Source organism: Limnospira sp. PMC 289.06 (assembly GCF_032350395.1).
Classification (GTDB): domain Bacteria; phylum Cyanobacteriota; class Cyanobacteriia; order Cyanobacteriales; family Microcoleaceae; genus Limnospira; species Limnospira platensis.
In genome coordinates, this window is sequence record NZ_JARPLC010000012.1 from 1 (window position 1) to 23,502 (window position 23,502).

13 protein-coding genes are annotated in these 23,502 nt (G+C 41.9%); 6 read left to right on the forward strand and 7 right to left on the reverse strand.

The annotated features are described in order from the left end of the window. Positions 1–93 precede the first annotated feature (93 nt). The 3 genes from P5674_RS04565 (at position 94) to P5674_RS04575 (ending at position 3,291) form a co-directional block, all read left to right on the forward strand. Positions 94–1,449 carry an IS200/IS605 family accessory protein TnpB-related protein gene (locus P5674_RS04565; RefSeq protein WP_035736499.1) on the forward strand — a complete coding sequence of 452 codons (1,356 nt, stop codon included), beginning with the start codon at positions 94–96 and terminating at the stop codon, positions 1,447–1,449. Positions 1,450–1,622: 173 nt separating this feature from the next. After that, on the forward strand, positions 1,623–2,438 hold the full coding sequence (gene surE, locus P5674_RS04570; protein WP_315669823.1) for a 5'/3'-nucleotidase SurE: 816 nt from the start codon (positions 1,623–1,625) through the stop codon (positions 2,436–2,438). Between the two features lie 457 nt (positions 2,439–2,895). After that, positions 2,896–3,291, forward strand: a complete 396-nt coding sequence (locus tag P5674_RS04575; protein WP_006620247.1) for a hypothetical protein — start codon at positions 2,896–2,898, stop codon at positions 3,289–3,291. Here P5674_RS04575 and P5674_RS04580 read toward each other — a convergent pair. Next, positions 3,288–5,018 (reverse strand): glycosyltransferase family 39 protein, encoded by a 1,731-nt coding sequence (locus tag P5674_RS04580; protein ID WP_315669824.1) that lies wholly within the window; start codon positions 5,016–5,018, stop codon positions 3,288–3,290. The genes P5674_RS04575 and P5674_RS04580 overlap by 4 nt on opposite strands. A 109-nt stretch (positions 5,019–5,127) precedes the next feature. Here P5674_RS04580 and P5674_RS04585 point away from each other — a divergent pair, with 109 nt between their 5' ends. Beyond that, positions 5,128–6,462, forward strand: a complete 1,335-nt coding sequence (locus P5674_RS04585; protein ID WP_006625912.1) for a GNAT family N-acetyltransferase — start codon at positions 5,128–5,130, stop codon at positions 6,460–6,462. Between the two features lie 115 nt (positions 6,463–6,577). Here P5674_RS04585 and P5674_RS04590 read toward each other — a convergent pair whose 3' ends face one another. From P5674_RS04590 to pheT, 4 genes are all read right to left on the reverse strand, one after another. Further along, a complete protein-coding gene (locus tag P5674_RS04590; RefSeq protein ID WP_315669825.1) occupies positions 6,578–10,225 on the reverse strand; it encodes a helicase-related protein in 3,648 nt (1,215 codons plus the stop codon). Positions 10,226–10,259: 34 nt separating this feature from the next. Continuing rightward, on the reverse strand, positions 10,260–13,334 hold the full coding sequence (locus P5674_RS04595) for a hypothetical protein (protein WP_315669826.1): 3,075 nt from the start codon (positions 13,332–13,334) through the stop codon (positions 10,260–10,262). Between the two features lie 110 nt (positions 13,335–13,444). Next, on the reverse strand, positions 13,445–13,714 hold the full coding sequence (locus P5674_RS04600) for a YciI family protein (protein ID WP_006620252.1): 270 nt from the start codon (positions 13,712–13,714) through the stop codon (positions 13,445–13,447). Between the two features lie 173 nt (positions 13,715–13,887). Next, complete coding sequence (gene pheT / locus P5674_RS04605) at positions 13,888–16,341, reverse strand: phenylalanine--tRNA ligase subunit beta (protein ID WP_315669827.1); 2,454 nt, start codon at positions 16,339–16,341, stop codon at positions 13,888–13,890. A gap of 399 nt (positions 16,342–16,740) precedes the next feature. On the opposite strand from pheT, the gene P5674_RS04610 reads away from it, so the two are divergent. Next, the gene (locus tag P5674_RS04610; RefSeq protein ID WP_315669829.1) at positions 16,741–18,372 is read left to right on the forward strand and encodes a serine/threonine-protein kinase; all 1,632 of its coding nucleotides are present in this window, start codon (positions 16,741–16,743) and stop codon (positions 18,370–18,372) included. A gap of 9 nt (positions 18,373–18,381) precedes the next feature. Here the strand turns inward: P5674_RS04610 and P5674_RS04615 are convergent, their stop codons facing one another. Together P5674_RS04615 and P5674_RS04620 are read right to left on the reverse strand one after the other, a co-directional pair. After that, the gene (locus P5674_RS04615) at positions 18,382–18,597 is read right to left on the reverse strand and encodes a hypothetical protein (RefSeq protein WP_014276910.1); all 216 of its coding nucleotides are present in this window, start codon (positions 18,595–18,597) and stop codon (positions 18,382–18,384) included. A 91-nt stretch (positions 18,598–18,688) separates the two neighbouring features. After that, a complete protein-coding gene (locus P5674_RS04620) occupies positions 18,689–19,954 on the reverse strand; it encodes a glycosyltransferase (protein ID WP_014276909.1) in 1,266 nt (421 codons plus the stop codon). Positions 19,955–20,309: 355 nt separating this feature from the next. Between P5674_RS04620 and P5674_RS04625 the strand changes: the two genes are divergently transcribed. Then, entirely contained in the window at positions 20,310–23,483 is a 3,174-nt protein-coding gene (locus P5674_RS04625) for an ATP-binding protein (protein ID WP_014276908.1), read from the forward strand. Positions 23,484–23,502: the final 19 nt, after the last annotated feature.

Consider the following 23,502-nt stretch of genomic DNA (forward strand, 5'->3'; position numbering starts at 1 on the left):
TCAGGAGCCGTATGAGGTGAAAGTCTCAAGTACGGTTTGGAATTGGAGTTGGGGAGGGTGACCTCCCTTTCGACCATAACGAACAATGAGACTATGAGAACAAAGAAGCCCACCCAAATTATCCGTACTGACAAGTGGACGTTGAACCCAACAGCAGAACAACGTGTTCTGTTTGGCGAGACGGTGAAAGTCTATCGTCGGTTCTGTCGGTACTTGGTAGGCATTGTTTTCACTCACTGGTCAGAGTTAGGGAGTTTGCCTGGAAATAATGTGATTTCTGCTGTTGAACGACTCATTCATCGAACAGGGAAAAACCCTCATCCCAAGTACGGGCTGATTGATATAACGTTCCACAAATTCCCTAGCTACTATCGCCGTGCTGCCATCATGTTGGCAGTAGGACAAGTTAGTAGCTATATGACTCGGTATCGGGAATGGCAAAGTGGGATGTCTCGGAAGCGCAAAGATGCTAAACCGCCTCAACTCCAGGCAAAAACCGGCTGTTATCCAACGCTCTATAAGGGCGGATGCTATAAGCTACATGGCTATGAGCAGATTGAAATCAAGGTGTTTACGGGATCTGACTGGGTTTGGACAACAGTTCAAATCACGGGACTATGTAACCGCCATGAGATCCCGGACAATAAGCTATTGTCGCCCTCGTTGATTTTCGACGCTCAAACCTGTTATCTATCAGTTCCGTTTCACTGTATGCCAGCGAAGCGGATAGCTGATCAGAATGTAGTCGCGGTTGACTTAGGTATCAACACTACAGCAACTGTGACAGTCGTTACCTTCGACGGTACTGTAATCCATCGTGAATTCATTCACCATGGAAGAGACATAGACCGTCGAGATAAACGGCTCAAGTCCGTTTCTAAGCGGGCATCCAAGACGATGGGCAAGGGGGGAAAGCTCCACAAGGGATTCTGCTCCAACACTTATCGAAAATGCCAGAACATCAACAACCAGATTAGCCACATTGTGTCTAAGCGGATTGTGCAGATAGCGACTAAGTTCAATGCCGCTGCTATTGTCTTTGAGAACCTGAAAGGTTGGAGGGCAAAAGGTGGGCGACGACGCTCCAACCTGCGCCAGCGCTTCCATGGGTGGCTCAAAGCCAAGATCCGGGACTACACAGAGATGAAGTGGCAGGAGTTAGGTGGCGAAGTGATTGATGTTGTTGCCGCCTATACCTCTAAACTGGCTTACGATGGTTCTGGTATTGTTAAGCGCGATGCAAAAAACTACGCGCTGGCAACATTGGCCTCGGGTAAGCGCTATAACTGCGATCTCAATGCTTCTCAGAATATAGCGGCTAGAGGTATTCTTCAGCTCACTCGCCGAAAGGACAGTGAGGACCTATCCAGCCAACGTTCTGGACGCTCGCCCCGAAGCTGGGCTTGCCTGTGTGATCTTTGGACTCTGGATAGTTCAAGATTAGCATAGGACACTCCCACCTGGCTACGCCAGGTGGGAGAGCTTCATGCCGTACTAAGCAAAGCAGTAGCCCTGAATGGAAACGGGACTAATCCTGACGCTAACCCTACGGGGAGAGGGCGGGGCTTCTCGGCCGTTAAATTCAAAAAAGTTCAAATTGTAATGCGCGGAAATGGTGGTCGATGAAACTGTTAATCAGCAATGATGATGGGGTTTTTGCCCTGGGTATTCGTTCCCTAGCTAATAGTTTAGGGGAAGCGGGACATGATGTTACTGTTGTCTGTCCCGATCGCGAACGTTCAGCCACTGGTCACGGATTGACCCTACATCAGCCCATTCGTGCGGAAGAGTGTTCATCAGTCTTTCACCCCACTGTAACCGCCTGGTCTTGTTCAGGAACCCCGGCTGATTGCGTAAAATTGGGGTTGTTTGCTTTACTTGACAGTATGCCAGATATGGTTTTGTCAGGTATCAACCACGGCCCCAACCTAGGAACGGATATCCTGTATTCGGGAACGGTATCAGCCGCCATGGAAGGCTTGATTGAGGGTATCCCTAGTATTGCATTTAGTCTAGCGAGTTATTCGTCTGTTGAATTTGATGTAGCGGCCGGTTTTGCGACCACCCTGGTTAACGCTTTAGAAAATCAGGGATTGTCGGAAGCATTTTTGCTTAATGTTAATATTCCTGCTGTTGGGGAACATGAAATTTCGGGAGTGGCGATCGCCCGCCAAGGTATTCGCCGCTATGTGGATATTTTTGAGAAACGGGTCGATCCGCGTGGCAAAACCTACTACTGGCTTGCCGGAGAACTTCTCGAAGACGTGGAAGAAGTTATCGACCATCAAAATTTTGATGATGCACCCACAGATGTAAGTGCCGTCCGCAGTAACTATATTACCATTACCCCCCTTCAGTACAACCTTACCCAATTTAAAGCCTTAGAACCCCTTGCGGATTTGGTGGCCGCCGTGAGAAACTGGAGACAGCAGACCTAGTTAAATCGGGGTGAAATACCCCTGCCTCAAGGTAGTAGGTTAGGGTACTTCACGAATTCTGTAGGCAGGGTAGGGGCGGGTTCTACAGTCAGTCATCATTCTCACCCGCCCTATTACTGAACCCGCCCCGGGTAGGGTACGTTGCATCGATCAACTTTCGGGAAAACTAGCCAAAGAGCGTATTGGCAACGCACGGGGAAGAGACGATGTTAGCCTGTAGACAGAGTGCTGCCGACAGTTCTGTATCAAGCAGGTTCGGAAGCGCCAACTGCCCCTAGTAGCAGTTATCGGAGATAGAAAAGTCTAGTTGTGGGTTACTTTGCGTAAGTCTTATGTAACGGTAGACTAGAATAGTAGATAGAATGTTAATCATAGCAAGTCGGAGCATGGGGGTTGGTTAAAGCCCAAGGGTTGACACCCCCTGGTGATAAGTTCGTTCACTCACACACAGTCATCTATGAATGCTGATACTTTTAACTCTCATTCAGTTAATTGTCCCATTTGCCACCACACTAGCGTTTTGCCTTCAGTAGGGGTGTTTGGCGGACTGTTTACCTGTCCTAACTGCCATACTCATCTGGTAATTAGCAACAGTGGTCATTATGTGCGAGATCCTTTTTCTTGGCAACATTGGGCGATCGGTAGAATGCTAAGGCGACAGAGTCATCCGTTGGCTAGAATTGGTCGTGATGTTTGTTCAACTAAACCGTTTCCCTTAGTGGCGATCGTTAGTAGTCTGCTACTGTTAAGTTTGGCAGTGGTAGCAACCGATCGCCTAAATTATCACAACCAAATGCTTGACCCTAGTATTACGGAATTGGAACAAGATGCAGCCGATTACCCTTTTCCCTAAACTGGCTTTAATCCTTTGATGGGTTTGGGACTTTCAGAAGGCATAATTAGAGTCCACCCTTCTACAGTCCCCAAAACTCTGGTATCTGGTAGTTGCAGGTTATTGAGGGTTTGCTGATCAACCAGAAAATAGGCTGAGGGTGAATTGTGCCAGTAATGCTGTAGGCTGTCGTTTACTAGAGGCTGTATTCGCCTGGCGCTATAAAAATCTAGGGAAGGTCGCGAGTGGGGGTAAGATGTGTAAATCTTTGCCTCTGCGGGAGTATGTTGTTGGATGAGACTAGCAACGGGTTTGACGGGGTAGGACTCGCCCAATTCCCAAACCCAGTGATGTGAGGAAACAAATAGCAGCAGGGATAGGTACATCCCCCAGCAGAGAATGACTAAAAATTGCCGATCGCATTCGACTAATAATAGGGTGCTAACAGCCATGGTTAATGCTACGGAAGCAAAGGTTAACTGAAGGTTAATGTCTAAAGATTGACTATCAGTTAGGGTTAGCATTCCCCCTAAATATAGGCCTCCTAGCCAAGCTACAAAGGCTAAGAGACTAAATATAGGCCATAGGCTATCGGGACGGGGACAGGGATAATCTGGGGTTAACAATTGGTCTGGGGGGACGCTGGGGGAAGGCTTTGTTTTTCGCCATCTACCAATTTGATGATCTCCTTCTTCCCAAACTAGGGCTAGATAACTTCCTACTGCTAGGGCGAAGGCTGGATAAATGGGCATAATATACCAGGGGAGTTTGGTATTCATCGCAGATACGGCGATTAGATAAACTCCTGTCCACACTAATGTTAACCGCGCCCAACTTAAATTGCGATCGCGCCAAGCTAATCTTAATCCTCCTAACCAGAATAATAGCCAGGGGGCGCTAAATTTAATGATTTCCAGCAAATAATACCAGGGGGGTCCTTTGTGGTTTTCTACGGACTCCCAAATTCTAACTAGGGACTGATCTACTAGGTTGGCGATTATGAAGTCAAAGCCATAATATTGCCATTGGGAAGCATACCAAAACGCTACGGGTACTAAGCCTAGCCCTAAGCCCCACCACAGGAATTTTGAGGTCAACAGTCGGGGGGTATCCCACAGCAAAAATCCGAAGGCGATCGCTCCTAATAATACCCCTAATAGCACTCCTTTGGTGAGACACAATAACCCAAATGCTAACCCAGACCCCAAGGCGTAGCGCAAATCTCGCCGCGCACGCAATACGCAGACCATCATTAGGACTAGAAAAAATAATACCGCCCCATCTAACATGGCTAAACGGCCATGACGGACTATTGGAATTAGGGTTAAATAAACTAAGGCTGAAAAAATCGCCTGGCTGCGACGGTGGAAAATTTCCCGCCCTAAACTGTATAATAAGGGTACGGATGTGGCTGTTAAGAAGGCTCCTGGTAGACGGGCTGTCCATTCGTTTACACCCCCTATCTGGTAAAATAGGGCGATGAACCAATGAATTAGGGGGGGTTTGTTTAAGTAAGGGTCTCCGTTTAGGGTCGGGTGTAACCAGTTAGCATCCCCTGTGATTAACTCCCGCGCTACTTGGGCGACAATTCCTTCGTCCCAGTCTCTGATGGCCACTCCCCCTAAATCTATGGTAAATAATAGTAAGGCGGTGAGCCATAATCCCCATCCCCATAGGCGATCGGCTTTTTGGTAGGTAGTGAATATTGGGCTTTTTGGTGTTCGGTGTGCGGAAATTCGATGAAACATAGTCCCCCATGCGATCGCTCAGTTTGACGGTATTTGTAGAGTTCTTTCTAGTTGGAAATCTTCCTTAACTAGCTGAGTTGGTGCTGATTTTAACACAATAACTCAGATTTTGGCACTCTGTCGCGATTCTATCTTACTTGGGGAGGCGGCGGGGGGCGATCGCTATATTAATATAGGATTCAGGAATTATTGGGAAACTTTGATGACTGGGAAGAGTCTCGATATGGGTAGTCCGAAAAAAAACCATGGCTTTCAGATGAGAACATTAACTATTGATGATCTCAAAGCCTTTAATGAATTATTGCGCTATGTGTTTCAAGTTACTAATCATGATTTGCATAAGATTGGTTGGAATGAAGAGGAAATTGAGCGCGAAAAACGACCTATACTTGAGGCTGCTCATGTTTTGGGATGGTTTGATCATGATAAGTTAATATCCCAAATTGCTATATATCCTATGAAGGTTAATATTCATGGGGTGATTTATAATATGGGTGGTTTGACTGGCGTGGGAACTTATCCTGAGTATGCACAACATGGTCTGGCTAAGTCTCTGATTATGCAAGGATTACTTGAGATGAAAGCTAGGGGTCAAACTATTTCTTATTTGTACCCCTATTCTATCCCCTATTATCGAAAAAAGGGTTGGGAAATTATTAATGACCAGATTAAATATACTATTCCTGACCATAAATTGCCGCGCATTACTGACGTTTCTGGTTATGTGCGGCGTGACCACGCCGAGGGAGATATTATCAAAGCTGTTTATCAAAAATTTGCTGAACAACAGCATGGCGCATTGATTCGTGGGTCCCTAGAATGGCAGGAATATTGGCGCTGGGATCAAGATGATTTGCGTGCTGCTGTATATTATGATCAGAATGATCAACCGGCGGGTTATGTGCTTTATTACATTGCTAATGATATCTTTCAAATTAAGGATATGATTTATCTGGATGAAGATGGTCGCCGGGGTCTATGGAACTATATTAGCGCACATCAATCTATGGTGGAAAAGGTCATAGGTTGGCGGTATACTAATGACCCCTTGGCTTTTCTACTGGATGATTCCGAGATTACTGAGGAAATTTCACCTTACTATATGGCGCGCATTATTGATGTCGAAAATTTGCTCAAGTTCTATCCTTTTCAGCCTCCGGTTAATGCGACTTCTCTCTCTTTCATTGTGCGCGATGATTTGTTGAATGATAATAATGGTGTGTTTACGGTGGAATGGCTGGATGATGGGACCACTAACATTACCCGTAAAAAAAGCTGTCATGAGGCGAGAATGAGTATTCAAACTCTGGTTTCTTTGTTGATGAATTATCGCCGTCCTAGCTATTTCTATAAGGTGGAAAGGTTGCGCGCTGACCCTCAAGTGGTGGATTTGCTGGAAATGATTATCCCTCGTAATGAACCGTTTTTCTCTGACTATTTTTAAGGGGAACTTTATCGGCATTGATTTTATAGTCAAGTGTATAGACATACTCCGCCTTCCAGTCCAATTATAACCAAGAAATTTTCAGTTGTCAACCCCCAATTCAGAGAATTTCTGATCAATGGTGATTTTGAGAGAGAATGAGATTGAGGATATTTAATTCTGTGGAGGTAAGCAGATAGCGATCGCTAAAAACCTTAGATCGCATTTGTTCAAGACTATAACTTCTAAAGATGACAAAAGGGAATTCTTGATAGCGATCGCCAATAGGTAGGACTTGTTCACATGGGTAGAGTAGATTAATATATTGACTGAGGATATGACGGAAACTGTTATTGTCCGTTTCATGTATTTGGGACTGAAAATAATGGCGGATTTGTTCTCCGACAATAAAGGTAAATAAAGGAATCGCGTAATATTGACAATCCCAGGAGTTGTGTTGTTCAAGTATTTGAGTCCGATAGTGGTGTTCTTGGAGTTGATCAATTAAATCGATCGCACCTTTAATACTAGCGGTGAGACTAGGAGGATATTGGGAACTCTCACGAATCGCAATCATTTTTTTTAAAAGTTCCGTATTCGCATATTCCGCAATTTCCCTTAATCTCATTTGGTAAGACTCTTTTAAACCAGAGTTAATATTAACCAAGATTAAGCTACCACATATATGACCAAGTTCTGGTTTTTTCAGTTCTAGCAAACCTGTCAAGGGGTCACAATATTTAGCAAACTCAGCATTAAATTCTCGGATAAGTGTTAAATAGGAGATGCTGGAATTATCGCGGCTATATTTAGATTCATCACTACCATTGAGCAAAAACTCACACCGATTCAGCAATTCTTGGATATGTGTAGAGACAGTGTTTAAGGTAGTGTTTTTAGGATTTCTTTTGTATTCTTTGTCTAATTGCTTAATTAAGGTAGATAACTGACCCGTGAAACTTTGACCAGAAGCAGAAACAGATTTTCCTCCAATGGGAATCATCAAAAAGTTACCCCTTCCCACTTGACCATATCCTTGTATTCTGGTCATGATCGCAGTTTTGAGAATAACTAGCAAGTTTAACATACTGATCAGACTTTCTTGAATGGAGAGATTAGGGTCGCTATCATCTCCGTAGTAAATAGCGCGATCGCATAAGTAAAAAGTCAAGAATTTCTGGTGATCATCAAAAGTCTGCAATTTTCCTTCTTCCCAAAACTGTCCGCGACAGCGATAAATAACTTGGATAATTTCCATTAAGTTAGTTTCGACTTGAAACCGAGGAACTTCCACTAAAATATGAGTAGATTTCGGGAAGGATAAACCCCGACTAGCGGAGGAAGTCATAAATACCACTTTGACCTGGTTTTGATATTGATGGATTTCTTGTCTTTCCGTATCGCTGAGGTTAGCGTGAACTTCTAAGTAGTCTTGATTTTTGACAAAGGTTTGCTGTTTTTGGATCTCTTCAATTAGCCGTTGTAGTCTGGTTTTGTCTTGGATATAAACTAAAATCTGACCCGTATTTGGTTCCTGAATGAGTTGATTAATATCGGTGAAAATCTTAGATAATACAGTTTTGGGAAGTTGGACTTTGGTTTCCGATAGTTGGTCTTGATTAAATTGGACAGATTCAATAAAGGGTTTATAGGTGATAGTCAGATCTTTCGCGGGATAGGAGTTAGCGTTAATAGCGATCGCCGACTTTTTGTTAAATTCAAATTCCTTAGACGAGATAGAATCAATATCTGGTTGAGATACCCGACGGAAGAAAATTTTATCAGGTTCGGGAGACGTTTCTGATAGGTGTTGTGTAATCACTTCCGGGTCAACAATGGAAGCATCTGCGACAATTACCTTAGTATTGAATCCATATTCACGATTAGTTAATTGGTATTTATTAATAATTTTGCGAATCCCGTCGAGAAATTCAACCCCGCTATTATCTCCGGTAATTTCATCAATCATAATAAATATATTTTTGATGCGTTGGGAGAGAGACTGCATTTTTTTAATATCAACTTTATTAGTTCTTTTGCTGTATGCTGTCTCAAAAATTTTCTCGAAGTTTTCTAAAGTATTCTTACCAGTATTAGTAATGCGTAAAGATTGTATACAAGCTGTAGCCACAATATGATTAGAGAAATCATCATTAATTAAATTAGATATGGCTTCACACAGGGTTGATAATACCCCATTAACCTTATGTGGAGATGGTTTTAGGCGATTATCGGCGATGCGTTCAACTGATTTATAACCGGGATATGAATGCGGTTTTTCTCTTTGGTTAATCGGGATAAATTTAACTGAGTGAAGGATAAACTCATCTTGATGTTTGGTGGCGAGATAATTAACCGTTGAAGAGGGTGCGTTATTTTGGAGAAGGATAAAGTTAGTGGTAACACAAAATAGGCGATCGTCGCTAAGATGATCAGTTTCTGAGTTTTTGAATTTTTCGATAATATCTAGGTTAACTTGTTTGCGAGGACTGACATAAAAGAAGAGAAAACCCTCATCAATATGAGATTTCAAAAAATCCACGATCGCCGTAGTTTTTCCAATTCCGGGATTTCCGGTCAGAAAGATATAAGTATGGACTGAGTTTAGGGATTTTTTGACGGCTTCCGCGTGGGGTTGTCTCAGGTCTAGGGTACAACTAAAATTATCAATAATTTCTGTGTGGGGGGGGATGATATTAATGCGATCGCGACTAATATTAGATAGATTTTTCAGGAAGGATTTACCATTTTTAAAACTTTTGGCGACATTGCGGCGAATTAGATCCATTACCTGTTTTCTCGCTGCGGTAATTTCTGCATCTTTGGGTTCATTTTGATAAATATTCGCACAGGTAGCGAGTAAATCCCAATGGTGTTGACTTTGGGGATTTAGGGATAGGTTGCTAAGACTGCGATCGCTATATCCGACTACATTAATCATCGTAGAGTTTTCAGGTTTGACTATTCCGAATTGTTTTAAAAAACCATAAAAGCTATAAGCATAACTAGCAGCTTGAATTAATTTAACACATTCCTTATCTTGTCGCTTAAATGCGGTAAAGTATCGTTTGATATCCTCCGAAAATTCCACATCAAGATTTTGCGGATCTCCCGTATCCAGCCGCAATTTTACGAAAACACTTTTCGATTTCAGATAATTAATCTCTCGTTTGAGTAACCGACGTTGGTTGTCTAGGTTTTTATCGGTTAAATCCATTAAATCTTCAATCGCTTTCACCGAAAATATGGATAAATCTACCACTAATATTCTCAGGTCATTTCGGTTTCTCAGTAACATCAAAGTGTCAGCTTTCAAAAACTCACCTTTCTGGCTGTATTTTTCCCAATTGATATTCGGTTGTCTAGGTGAAAATTCATCTTTTAACTGCGACGACCACTCCTCAATCTGTAGCCGTTTATCTTTGGGAAATAGGTTGATACTGTTATCATCAGAAAAGCTACACTGATTATAAATAATATGATACTTATGGTAATTTTTTCCCAAGGATTTCAGATATTCTCGAAAAAAGTTCAACCCCGATAACCAACCTTTCTGAATCAAAAATAATCCCCATTTTTGCAGGTTATTCCTAATGGCTTCCTCGTCGGTTATGTTGGCATCTTTGATAATTTTCCGTAGCATTTCTGAGAATCGCAATTTTTGCAAATCCCGACTATACAAATCAGCGAAATTATTGTCAATTTTAGCTTCCGATATCGCTGATAAAATCCCAATATTGAAACCTACCTCAAATAATCTTCCGAAATTTTCTGCGACTTTCATCTGTCAACCTCAATCATTATCGTGATTATTCAACTTATTGATCAACCAGGTTATTGGTGGAATCCGATTGGGGTCTCCGTCGATTCTGGGGATACAAAATCGAGTTAACCTCACTCAAAAAAGCCAAACTATTAAAATTGGCTTTTCCATTAATATGATTAAAAACAGATTTTTTTCGTAAAGAATCATCACCAATAACGCGATCGTAGGGATCTAGTTTAATCTGGATCTTGTTTCTAACTAATTTTTTTTCTAATCTGTAAAAGTGGAAAAAAGTCAAATATTGCAGAATGTCTTGTTTCAGAGAGTTATTATGAATCAATCCCTCCCGAATATGCTGATCGTCCAGGACTCCTTGATAGATATTTAATAAAGTTGCGTAGGACATCACCCCATTATAAAAGCGATCGTCCTTGTTTGTGGTTGTCACAGATAAACCATTAAAGAGATTAAAAAATACCACCACGTTTTTACTAGGGTCTTCTACCAAGTTTAATAATTTAGCAGTATCCTTGAGACTATAGGAAACCTGGTCTAAGGTTTTCATTTTTTTGACATAATACTTATTAAAGAAAACCGGATATATTTTAATATCTGGTAATCCTGATTGGAGAGATTTAATTAAAGTGGGTGACATGAAATAAAACTCATCTTCATTATCCACTTGTTTGGTTAGGTTTAAATTATCAGTAAATGGCGCTTTGGCTATATACAAAAAGTGACGATATCCTAATTTCTTGTAAAGATAATCTACCACATCAATTAAAATTGAGGGTTCTGTATATAAATTGCGAGAGAGATAATTTTCCGAAAAGGTTTTTAATAACTGTACGACAATTTGATTCTCTGACTGCTTCCTAATTCCGATCGCTTCACCGAATACAGTAGAAATCCGGTCTTGGCGATCGCCTTTGAATAAACCATCACTTTCAACACTAGAAACCACAATTAAAGCCAATTTATCCAGGGAGAAACTGGGACGATTAGCAGATTGATCTAGGATAAACTTGCGCGGTAATACCGAATATAACGAACCCAAAGCATTTCCCTTGGTAAAACTTTGGGTCAGATTTTTAATCCGCAACCCTTGAGAATTGGCGCGATATTTATTATTCAATAAATGACTAATTACTTTCGATAAATTAGCCATAAACTTCTCTGATTCAAAAGGTTTATTTTCGCTACCTTCATGAAGTCGAAAAATTGGTAAAAATACCAGTCCCCAACCTTCCAGAATTATCAGCAAAATGATATAAATCAGCAGAGACATGGTAAACCGATAAATAAAACTCTGTACCGAAGAATTATCATGCTCCTTATTTAAGGATTCTTTATTGTAGTGAAAAATAATTCCTGGAATATTGCTAAAAATTTGTTCTGTTTGTTGGCTATTTGGGTTACTTTTAGGAAGGAAGAAAACCGGAAGACATTTTTGAATTTTATCAATCCCATGATAATTGATGGTAAATTGCTGATTTTCTGATGTCTGATAATAGCGGATATCTTCGATTTTCAGATTACCCGGAAGTTGACAAAATATTCCCGTGTCGGGACTAGAATCGCCAATAGTAATGTACTGAAGACACTCTTTGGTATTGCTTTCTACTAGATGATTAAAAAACAAACCATTGCTAATTTTATCAATATCTGATTCTAATATACCCTTATATATGCCAATTTTAATCGGAAAATTTTGGGGTTCTAAAATAGTGGATTGTTTAAGACAATGATGAAGTAGCGATTTGAGTATATTAATTTTTTTTAATACTTTATATTTGTAAAATCCTTTAATGACACGCTGCAAAAAATTAGACTTTTTATCTTCATCTGTACCCTGAAAAATTGGCAAAAAATAGGTCTCAAAACTCTCGCGAACATTATAAGTTAGTTCCGATTGTGGATCATAATCTTCTTGGTCAGGATTACTGTGAGTCGCAAATGCAAAATAGTAGACAAAAGCTAATTTCAAGACCTTTTGATAATACAGAGATTCCTGATAAAATTCTGGTTTTTTTGCTTCGGCTTTATCAGGATTAATCGTATCAAGATGATAGTCAAATGCTGGTTTACCTCCCCTAGCTTGAACCGGGTTGTTAAATTTAAGTTTTAAGCCAAAAGTAAAGGTTCTCTCGCTTCCGTCTGGACTGGTGGTTTCCCCTAAACTCTCGCTAATTATCGGAATAATGGGGAGAGAGTCAAACACCTCTGACCGGGAAAACCAATCCCGATAATTAATGGTTTCTCCACCATAACTAACTCGATAATCTCCATCCTGTTTGTCATGGTCATAAATATAAGCCACCATATCTTTTAGTCGCCGAATTAAATCCTGTAAATAAACTAAATCGCGATTATTATTAGTGGCTAAATTGGCGGCTAAATATTCTAAATAGCAGATTTTAGCGTGTTTTTTGAGTTTCCCTAGGGATTCGCTATCGACTACTTTCTGTAATTTATAAAAATCAGAAGATTTATCATTAGTTAAATTATCTAGGATTTCCAGAGTATCTTCTACATCCTCGCTGGATTCTTGGTCCAGTTTTTCCTCAATATAGTTACGGAGTCCCTGTTTTAAATCTTGGGTAAATTGATTGATGTTTCTTACGGAAATTGTCAGTTTATGAAACTTGAGGATAGAATGACTACCCACATTCTCATTAACCCGTGTTTCTAACTCTGAAGTTTTGACGTTTTGGATAGCAGGAAAATTATAATATAAATCGAATTTCTGATTGTTGATTTGCTGTAAAGTTCGGATAAAGCTATGAGTTAAAGAGTTGATATCTGGGTGATTATTATCTCTGGCTAATTCCTGTAACTTGTCTTTTAATAAATCCCGAATTTGTCTGATTTGTTGGTTAAATATATTTTGAGTATTACTATTAAAATTAACTGTGGCTGATTTGATGATACCCTTGGAACTAATGGGGTTAGCAATATTTTGTTTAATTAGTTGCTCAGTAATAGTCTCTAGGTCGATAATCAGATGATTTTTATTTTGGGAAATTTTGAATGGTTGTTGTTGGGTAATTTGCTGGATAATTTTATTTAATATATCGCTGTAGTCTACGGGTTCTAAGTTGCTGTCAGCTATTCCTAAAATGTTCATGTTGACTCCTGATGATAAATAATAGCAGCGATCGCCTTAGTAATTATCGGGGTGATTAAATAGGTGATGACTGAGGCTTGCCTTCACCTATATTGATGTGTGATAATAGACTAGAATGCTTGAATCCACTCTTTCACGTTGTACTCAGTCCAGATCCCATTTTTCCAGTAGGGGTCAGCTTCCACCAAGCCGCGAACGATCGCCTCTGATTCAGCCTCATAAATCCCCAAAACCTGAGTTAGATCTTTGGTGGGTCCAATAGTAATTAAAACCCCCGATTCTTTTTGTTCCTTTAAACCCTGTAAATGTTCTGGTCGGTAGGGTTCCCGTTTCGCCAAAACGTCTTCACAGTAGCTACCCAACATGATATATTTTGCCATAACCTTCTCAATGTCGTCAACTAATCACCACCATAGATATTATCACATTATACCAGAGCCATGGTAATAGGTGTCTATGTGATTTTGAGGAAATTCTCAGAAGTGGGTGGTTATCGACAAGAGGAGTCAACCTCCCCCCAAGAAGGGAAGGAGGGGGGATAAAGGGAGACTAACTAACTTCTCAAACTGACCTGAAACTCCTTAACCAAAGCATCCCTAATTTTTTGCTGTAAGGGTTCTATGTCCTCATCAGTAAGGGTGCGATCGCCAACCCGATAAACCAAACGAAAAGCCAAACTTCGCTGATTTTCGGGAACATTTTTGCCACGGTATTCGTCGAATAACTCCACCGATTCCAGGATTTTACCACCATTTTTAATCATGGTTTTTTGCAAATCAGCCACCGACACCGAATCCGCCACAAAAAAGGCCAGGTCGCGGTCACTAGCGGGGAAAGTAGAATAGGACTGAAAAGGTCGCTTTAAGTAATCCTTAGCCGTAATAGCAGCCGTGAGTACCGGGAGACGAAACTCGAATAAATAGACAGCTTCAGGAAGTTCTTTTTCCCGTTGAATTTGGGGGTGTAGTTGACCAAAAATTCCCAGCCGATCGCCATTTAACCATAACGTAGCCGTCCGTCCAGGATGAAGCATTTTTACATCAGATTCTTGGCGATATTCCACAGACAAAGACAACCGCTCCCACACGGATTCTAACACACCTTTAGCCTCAAACCAACTCATGGGATTATCCTTGCCACTGTTGACCCAACGACCCTGAGACGGGTCGCCACCAATCACCCCAGCGATCGCATCTTCTTCCTGGTAAACTTCTCCATCACGCCGAAAAATCCGGCCAATTTCCAACCCATTTAACGGACCGTTACCATTTTCCAGGTTAAACACAAAAGCATCAATTAACCCAGATAACATCTCAGTTCGTAAAGCCGAATACTCCACGAACAGAGGATTAGCAATTACCACCTGATTATCCCCTTGTTGTTTAACTAGGGAATAGTGCATCAACTCAGTCAAACCAGCAGCGCGAAAAGCCGATCGCAAGTCTCTTTTAGCCGCTTCTTCTGGTGGTAAATAACCGGGGACACTCTGAGTCGGAAGAGTATCAGAAAAGCGGTCATATCCATATAATCGCGCCACCTCTTCAATCAGGTCAATTTCCCTTTCTAAGTCCCGTTGACGATAGGGGGGAACTGTCACCGTCCAGACTACCGATTCCCCCTCTTGGCGGCTAGTACCACATCCCAAAGCAGTTAAAATACTTTCAACCTCTGGGGGTTGTAAATAGGACTCCACCTCCGTATCTTCTCCCCGCTTGAGGGGTCCTAAAATAGCATTAAGGCGATCGAGACTCAGGGAAACTTCCTGAGTCATCCGCATTTGGGTAGCACCGCTGGCGGATTTCTGAACCGTAGCAGTTCCCCCAGCTAGTTCCGAGATTAATAATATAGCACGACGGCAAGCCAGAGCCAGTTCAGCTTGATTTATGCCGCGTTCATAACGGGTAGACGATTCCGTGCGGATACCCTGAACACGCGCCGATCGCCTAATAGCCACCGGAGAAAACACCGCCGCCTCTAGGATTAAATTAGTCGTCCCCTCGTGAACTTCCGTATCCTCGCCTCCCATAACCCCCGCTAAAGCAACCGGTTGATCATTAGCGGTAATCACCAGATTTTGGTCTTGTAGCTGGCGGGTTTGACCATCAAGAGTTTTGAGAGACTCAGAAGCCTTAGCAAAACGCACCCCGATAGTCAGGTTTTGAGATCCAGTCAGGTTAGTGAGCCGATCGCGATCGAAAGCGTGGAGAGGCTGCCCCCATTCTAGTAAAATGTAGTTGGTGACATCGACGACATTGTTAATGGGACGAATTCCCGCCGCCTGTAGCCGTCGTTTTAGCCAATCAGGAGAGGGGGCAATTTTTACATTGGCGATCGCACCTCCGATATAGGTAGGACAGGCTTGGGATTCCATAATGTCAATTTCCAACCCACCTGCTGGGTCTTGGTCGCCAATTAATACCCCCGCCGCGTCAGGAATTTTCAAACTCCCGCCAGTCAAAGCCGCCACTTCTCTAGCAATTCCTACCATACTCAACCCGTCCGCGCGATTAGCGGTAGCTGTGACATCCAGGATCACGTCATCGAGTCCGATTAGGGGTCGGACATCACTTCCCAGCACAGGCTCGTCTAAATCAAAGCTATGGATACCTGGTGATTCTTTTTCTAAACCCAATTCTGATAGGGAACAAATCATTCCCATGGAGGGAACACCCCGCAGCTTAGTTTTTTTGAGCTTCAGGTCAATGGCGGGGAGATAAGTGCCAATAGTCGCTACAGCCACAATCATATCTGCTGCTGCATTAGGAGCCCCACAAACGATATTTAGGCGATCGCTTTGTCCTATGTCTACCTGACAGACTCGCAGTTTATCCGCATTAGGGTGGGGTGCAATTTCCGCGATTTTCCCTAATACCACACCATCGGCCCAAGTGCGGCGATCTTCGATATCTTCTACTTCAAATCCCGCTACCGTCAGGGTTTCCGCTAATTGTTCGGGACTGATACTGATGTCTACCAGTTCTCGTAACCAGTTTAATGAGATCCGCATATCACTTCAATTTTTTTGTCCGATTCTCCATTCTAAGGAGTCAACTAGCCTAGTGGCGAAACTTTTTTCTGGGGACCTGTTAGCCGATGATGGTAGCAATTACTGGATTTTGGGGTTGCGATCGCTGATAATAGTGTTTAATTCCCGTGGTTAGAGGTTCCCTGAGAAAGTTAGGTAATAATTGGGTATAGATAGCAGATAGAGCAGACCCACCATGTTAATTGTCCTAGAATGGTAGTTAGGTCTACAGAGTTAGGATATCGAATATTATTCCTGAAATCTCTAAGATCAAATCCTTTGACCTGCTGTTAAGAGTTCCCCGTGCCTTGCTATATAGATAGCTACTTACACGAATTCGCGGTCTGACGTTAATCTTAAATTGAGTTATCTCCAACCGCCATGAGTTACTGTACTAATCCCAGTTGTCCTAATCCCGAAAACCCTAACGAGGCTGTCAAGTGTCAGGCTTGTGGTTCCCGGCTACGGTTACGAAATCGCTACCTAGTCGTTAAACCTATTGGTAAGGGAGGTTTTGGAGCTACATTTTTAGCCCGAGATTTATCCCTTCCCGGTTATCCTGCTTGTGTAGTTAAGCAATTGCGACCTTCTGCCACTTCTAAAAAAGTTCTGGAAATGGCACAACAGCTTTTTCAGCGGGAGGCGAAAACTCTCGGAAAAATTGGTGATCATCCCCAAATTCCCCGTCTTTTAGATTACTTTGTCGGGAAACAACAGTTTTATTTAGTCCAAGAATTTGTTGATGGTTTTACCCTAAAACAGGAAGTGCGAGCCAATGGAGCTTATAACGAACAACAAACTCAGGAGTTTCTGCGGGATATTTTACCGCTGCTGGATTATATCCATTCTCAAGAGGTGATTCACCGGGATATTAAGCCAGCTAATATTATTCGTCGCCGTCAGGATAATCGTTTAGTGCTGATTGACTTTGGCGCGGTTAAGGATAAGGTAAGTCAGGCGACCATGATGGGAACCGGAGAAACTGCTTTTACTAATTTTGCCATTGGAACTTCGGGATTTGCTCCCATGGAACAGATGTCTTTAAGACCTGTTTATGCTAGTGATATTTATGCGGTGGGGATGACTTGTATTTATTTACTGACGGGTAAATCTCCTAATGCTTTGGAACATAACCCGACCACCGGAGAGGTTTACTGGCGAGAACATACCCATGTCAGTAATGCTTTTGCTTTGGTCTTAGAAAAAATGTTGGCGGTGTCGGTTTATCAGCGTTATCAGTCCGCCAAAGATGTTTTATATGCTCTTGATCATCAGGATGATGTAGAGGATGATTTATCTGGTAATATGTCCGTTCAGCCTATAGCCACAGAATTTACACCAGACCCACCCGAAGAACCAACTATTTATAAGGATGATCAAACCTCGATCATGATGACTGCTCCCCAAAGGGAAGCGAAATTGATTCGGGAACGCCGAGAACGCAAAAAACGACGGGAAGTTACCGAAATTTCTGTACATAAACGACCTATGGGAGGGGGATTGAGTGCTACTCAGGGAGCGCCTATAACTATGCTCAATAGTGATACCCCATCGACTCAGGGAACTTATATTCCTAGCAATTGGAATGAGAAGAATTTTCGGAGTGCTTTTAGTAAGGGACACCGAGATTTTGGCGATTGTGAATTGAGTGGCTTAAATTTGTCGGGGGGAAAATGGAGAGGTGCTAATTTTTATCAGTCGCGACTGAGTAGTGCTAATTTTCAAAATGCTGATTTGAAAGATGCCAATTTTGGCCGCGCACGATTGACTGAGGCTAACTTTAAAAATGCTAATTTGGAAAATGCTTATCTGAGTACCGCTAATCTGGAAAAGGCGGATTTGAGAGGTGCTAATTTGCAGGGTGCATATCTGACTCGCGCTAATTTGCGAGGTGCTAATTTATGCGGTGCGAATCTTAGAGGTTGTACGGTGGGGGATGAACAGTTGGCTTTAGCACGCACTAACTGGCGGACTATTTTACCTAATGGAAAACGTAAATTTTGTTGGTGGTAAAAGGGGGATTTATTTGGGTTGATAGGGGTCTGTGGGTTTGGTTTCTCCAATTAATGCTGGGTCGGAATTGATGCAGCCTGGTTTTTTCACAAATTGACACACCCGCGCCCATAATCTGGCTCTAGTTCCGGGGGCTCCTACTGAAAATAAAACGCGATCGCCTCCGGGGGCTTTGACAATTTTTACCCCACAAATCGGACAAACCTGGGCTGCTTCGTTAGTCATCTTATCCAATCATATCCTTTGGGTCAAGCCAGCATATTATATCACAATCGGAGACATTTGGCAAGTGCCACCCATGGGGGATTTGACCAAATCAACCGGGTTGGTTATTCGTCACAATTCCCGGGTATTTTCGATTGATTTGACCCTGTAGCCAGCCTAACCACTGATTGAGATGTTTATAAATATTCACCAGACCTCTGAGATGGGAATATTCAGATCGTCCATATAGAAAATCATATAGACTCATTTGATAGTTGTCCTGAATGGCTAAATCTAACCACAGACTATGAAAGGGTGAGTTATGGTGGTAGTCGGGAATGGATTGTTGATAATAGGGAAAGGCGGTCAGACAGGTATTAAAAAAGTTCTTTCTCCCTCGATATTTTAAATAGCTTAATCGGGGCTGAAATCTTCCCGGATTGGCTAATACTTGATAAATGGTATCCGCTAGGGATTCCGGGTCAAATTGGGCGCATAAACCCGCTGCTTCTGGAAAAAGGCGATCGCCTCCCCTTGCATATTGATTAAACTCCTGAAAACAAATCACCGGAATATTACAACTCATCGCCTCACTCAGGCTGCGATTTTTTCCCTCCAATAATGACCCCAAAATATAAGCCTTTGACCGCGAGTAATATTGAGGCATTTCTTGATAAGGATTCCCATAATTAATAAAGTTAATATAATCCCAGGGATTCCCTAATATCGATTTAATTTCTGCCAAAATATTCCGGGTAATATCATCATTATTATCAAAGTTGGCAAAATCTATATTACGGTCTCCAGCAATTAAAGATAGTTTAATTTGGTGTTGATATTTGTGGCGATAAACTTTTAAAGCCTTAGCAATCATCGGCAAATTTTTTTCGGGAGCAATCCGAGATACACAGAGCAAATCAATATCTTTTTTTTCTATGGGTTTCGGGGCGATAATATACTCATTAATAAAATCGGAATTGTAGCAAGTTATCAAGACTTTATCAACCGCATTATTTCGGAAAAACCACCGGGCGCGATCGGGGTTATTATACAAACAGGAATAAGCATCAGCAGTTTGTGACCAAGGATAGGAACACCACATAGAGTAAGCCAACGAGAAGAAATAACGGGATAAATTCGGCAATACATGATTAAGCAAATCCACAGATTCACTATAATAAAATCCTTTGATAAATCTGCCTTGATAAAAAACTGGGGGTAACACTACATAAAAGCTGACAGTATTAAATCTTGATGGTTGGCTTTTATCAATTTCATAAGTCCAGCTATCCAAATCAGCATAGATATCCTCAATGGGTTTATGCACCCGAGGATCATGGAAATATGGTTGTTGACGACTATAATCTCCCTGTCCCATAATTTAAGTTATAGCTGATTGAACTGAGGTCAGTATACCACCCCAGTACAACGGTCAAGGCGGCTTGCACCCAGTAGACACCAACAAGGGATCAACGGAACCATAGTCACTAACGGCTTGAGCCCCCTGTCACGATTCATAGAAAAATCTCCCGCGCCTATCATTAAATTTAAGAATTTCTCTATGAACTTATGACTACTCAATGATTGAGGATGTCAGCTAGGAAACATTAAGAAAATACTTAAATTTTAAGTTAGCCATTGTTCATGGTTAAAATAAATTAGCGGGAGTAGTTCCTCTGAAAATTATTTCATAGGTATCTACGACCAAACCAGTTTGGGGTTCAAGTTTTTTCATGTCTTCTCTAATCTCTCTTCCCACAATCATCAGGAGAGTGCCTGTTTGTTGCCAGGACATTACAGTTGATGAGTTGTGGTCGGTATTCTCAGAAGGCGATCATGATTGTGTTGTGGTTGTTAACCAAGACCAATATCCGATTGGGGTAGTGTATCTGCATAGTTTAACTACCTATTTATTTTCCCCGAAAAATAAAAAACAGCCATTAACAAAAGTCATCCTAGCAGATCTAAGCGATCGCCTAATTAAACCCTTACTTCTAATCCCGGCTTATTTAGATTGGCCAGAATTTTTGGCTTCTTTGCAGCAAATTGGTTATGATTTAGGATGGCATCCCCATCATTCCAGTAATGATCATAAAATAGAGGGTCTGCCCGCTCTGGCTATCATTAATCAAAATCAGGAATTTTTAGGGCTGATTGATTTAGCCAAACTGCTGCCATATATAGTTAGTCAACCGGTCCAATTTCCGAAATATCAGTCATCAGTGCAGAAAGGGGGGTTTGATTCGTTTCTGGGTTCTCTGTTGCAACTCCTAGACCAATTGCCACTACCCATGATGATTCAAACCCAAAATGGGGAAATCTTGGGTCAAAATAGGGCTTGGGTGCAACAGGTCGGAAATGAGCCAGAAGTCTTACAACAAGCCGCCGAAACAGTCAATCAATGGGTTACTACCCCCACTACAACCGATGTCGGTATCAGCAGCCAGTCTAATCATTCTACCATGGCTTCCTCGCCACCAGAGTCCTCCATCTCCCAAACTACAGCGGTTAACCTCAACACTACCCAGTTTGGTGAGTGTACCCCCGATATCCCTAACTGGTGCGATAGCGGATCAAATGGGGAAACATATATCTGTATTTGTCCACAATCGAAACAGCAGCGAGTGTGGCAATTTACTCGCCGAACTTTGGTGCAGCCAAGTCTAACGGAATGCTTTGATAAATGGTGGTTAATTATTGCTCAGGATATCACCGAACAATATCGAGTGGCTCAAGAATTGACCGCTAAAAATGCCGATTTAATTCAACTAAATCGACTCAAAGATGAGTTTTTAGCCTGTATTAGCCATGAACTGAAAACTCCCTTAACGGCGGTTTTGGGGTTGTCTAGTTTGCTGAAAGATAAAGCCTTGGGAGAATTAAGCGATCGCCAAGCTAAATATGCCAAACTGATCCACCAAAGCGGAAGACATCTGATGATGGTGGTTAATGATATCTTAGATTTAACCCGCATTGAGACTGGACAGTTAGAACTAACTCCCGAAGGTGTAAACATTAAAACCGTCTGCGATCGCGCTTTAGAAGCCGTCCTGCACCTGCACCAGCAGGGTGATATTAAGGATAGTCAATCTAGCTTAGGTAGCCAAAAATTTAGCATCGAAATCGAACCCGGACTAGAAACTATTGAAGCCGACGAATTGCGTCTACGCCAGATGCTAATTAACCTAATTTCTAATGCCTTTAAATTTACTCCTGATGGTGGTTATATGGGTTTACGGGTTAACCGTTGGGAGGATTGGGTCGTGTTTACAGTTTGGGATACAGGTATTGGCATTCCCGAGCAAAAACAACATCTGATTTTTGAAAAGTTCCAACAGCTAGAAAGTCCCCTAAATCGTCAATTTGAAGGCACAGGTTTAGGATTAGTTCTCTGTCAAAGATTAGCCCGGCTTCATGGTGGAGATATTAGCTTTATTTCCCACCAAAGAAAAGGTACTGAGTTTACCTTACTTTTGCCTCCCGTCCCTCCCGTAAACGGCTGGAAATCAGATAAATTAGACTGGGAAAAAGCCGACGTTTATCCATCCTCTCCATACCCTAAAACCAATTTATCTCGTCCCACTACCCAGGGACAATCTCGGTTAATTTTGATTGTCGAAGCCGTCCCCAAATATATTGATGATTTGAGTGATAAACTCACCAAATTAGGGTATCGAGCCATTGTAGCCAGGACTGGAACCGAGGCCTTAGAAAAAGCCAGAAGGCTGCAACCTCGGATGATTTTTCTCAATCCTTTACTGCCACTTTTATCAGGTTGGGATGTACTAACCTTGCTGAAAACTGATGTAGATACTAGCGAAATTCCTGTATTTATTACAGCCACTTTAGGAGACAAAAAGCGATCGCTAAAAACTGCCTCTGATGGTTTTCTGAGTTTACCTGTGCAGAAGTCCGATTTACAGTTAGTCATTAATAAACTGGAAAAAACCCCCTCGACCGTCCCACTCAAGACATTAACAGTGCTGTGGTTAAATCCAGTTGACCACGAATTAAACCAGGGTTTAGCAGAGAATTTCCACCCTCCAACAACTCACGACACTTCTCAAACTTCCCATTGTCGTATTTTGGAAGCTGATGATTTAGGTCAGGCGGAACTACTGGCGAGAATTTGGCATCCTAATGTTATGGTTTTAGAGTCTATTAATCACCTTGATGACCCCATGGCATTTTTGCTGGAATTGAAAGATGAAAAACATCTAGCTAATCTTCCCATAGTCACCCTAGACACACCCACAACTCAAGCAGCTAATCAAATTAAAGGATTATCCGTTTTCCCCTGTCTATTACCTCAAATTAGCCAGACTTCTATGGGGTCTAGGAGGCGACAAGCTGACCCAGGTCTTTTACAGGTGATTCAAGTGGCGGCGGGGATCAGTTGGAAATCTCATATTTTGGTGGTGGATTTGTTGACATTACCAGACTTAGTAAACGTCGATTCTCAGGGGAATAATCAAACTGCTAATTTTTATCCCCCGGCTGACCGAACCAGCAAAATTGAGCAAGCGTTGATTCAGTATCTACAAAAAGCAGGATTTCGGGGAACTATGGGGAGAACCTGGGAAGAAATTATGCAACAATTACAGTTTGAAAGTGTGGATTTATTGCTGTTTTGTGTCCGCCAGCAAACTTTTCCCATTCTCCGAAACGCTTTAGAGGCTTTAGTTAACCTGGGTAATTCTCAGCGCGATGATTTAACTATTCCGCCGATTCTTGTTTTAGATAATTCGGGTTTATTTAATAGTTCTAGTGACACCAACGCCAACAGTTACCCAATTCAACATATCCCCACAGACTTACAGGGGTTGACTCAAAATCTCACCCTCAAATTTCTATCGGGTCGGATTTCCATGACTGAACTATTGGATCAGATTCGAGAGTTAATGTAAAGTTTTTTAACATCATTAC

What these genes read in the sequence shown, in the direction of transcription:
- P5674_RS04625 (WP_014276908.1), top strand. Translation starts at nt 20,310, where the DNA reads ATGTCTTCTCTAATCTCTCTTCCCACAATCATCAGGAGAGTGCCTGTT.
- P5674_RS04565 (WP_035736499.1), top strand. Translation starts at nt 94, where the DNA reads ATGAGAACAAAGAAGCCCACCCAAATTATCCGTACTGACAAGTGGACG.
- P5674_RS04595 (WP_315669826.1), bottom strand. Translation starts at nt 13,334, where the DNA reads ATGAACATTTTAGGAATAGCTGACAGCAACTTAGAACCCGTAGACTAC.
- P5674_RS04610 (WP_315669829.1), top strand. Translation starts at nt 16,741, where the DNA reads ATGAGTTACTGTACTAATCCCAGTTGTCCTAATCCCGAAAACCCTAAC.
- pheT (WP_315669827.1), bottom strand. Translation starts at nt 16,341, where the DNA reads ATGCGGATCTCATTAAACTGGTTACGAGAACTGGTAGACATCAGTATC.
- P5674_RS04600 (WP_006620252.1), bottom strand. Translation starts at nt 13,714, where the DNA reads ATGGCAAAATATATCATGTTGGGTAGCTACTGTGAAGACGTTTTGGCG.
- P5674_RS04615 (WP_014276910.1), bottom strand. Translation starts at nt 18,597, where the DNA reads ATGACTAACGAAGCAGCCCAGGTTTGTCCGATTTGTGGGGTAAAAATT.
- P5674_RS04580 (WP_315669824.1), bottom strand. Translation starts at nt 5,018, where the DNA reads ATGTTTCATCGAATTTCCGCACACCGAACACCAAAAAGCCCAATATTC.
- P5674_RS04590 (WP_315669825.1), bottom strand. Translation starts at nt 10,225, where the DNA reads ATGAAAGTCGCAGAAAATTTCGGAAGATTATTTGAGGTAGGTTTCAAT.
- P5674_RS04575 (WP_006620247.1), top strand. Translation starts at nt 2,896, where the DNA reads ATGAATGCTGATACTTTTAACTCTCATTCAGTTAATTGTCCCATTTGC.
- surE (WP_315669823.1), top strand. Translation starts at nt 1,623, where the DNA reads ATGAAACTGTTAATCAGCAATGATGATGGGGTTTTTGCCCTGGGTATT.
- P5674_RS04620 (WP_014276909.1), bottom strand. Translation starts at nt 19,954, where the DNA reads ATGGGACAGGGAGATTATAGTCGTCAACAACCATATTTCCATGATCCT.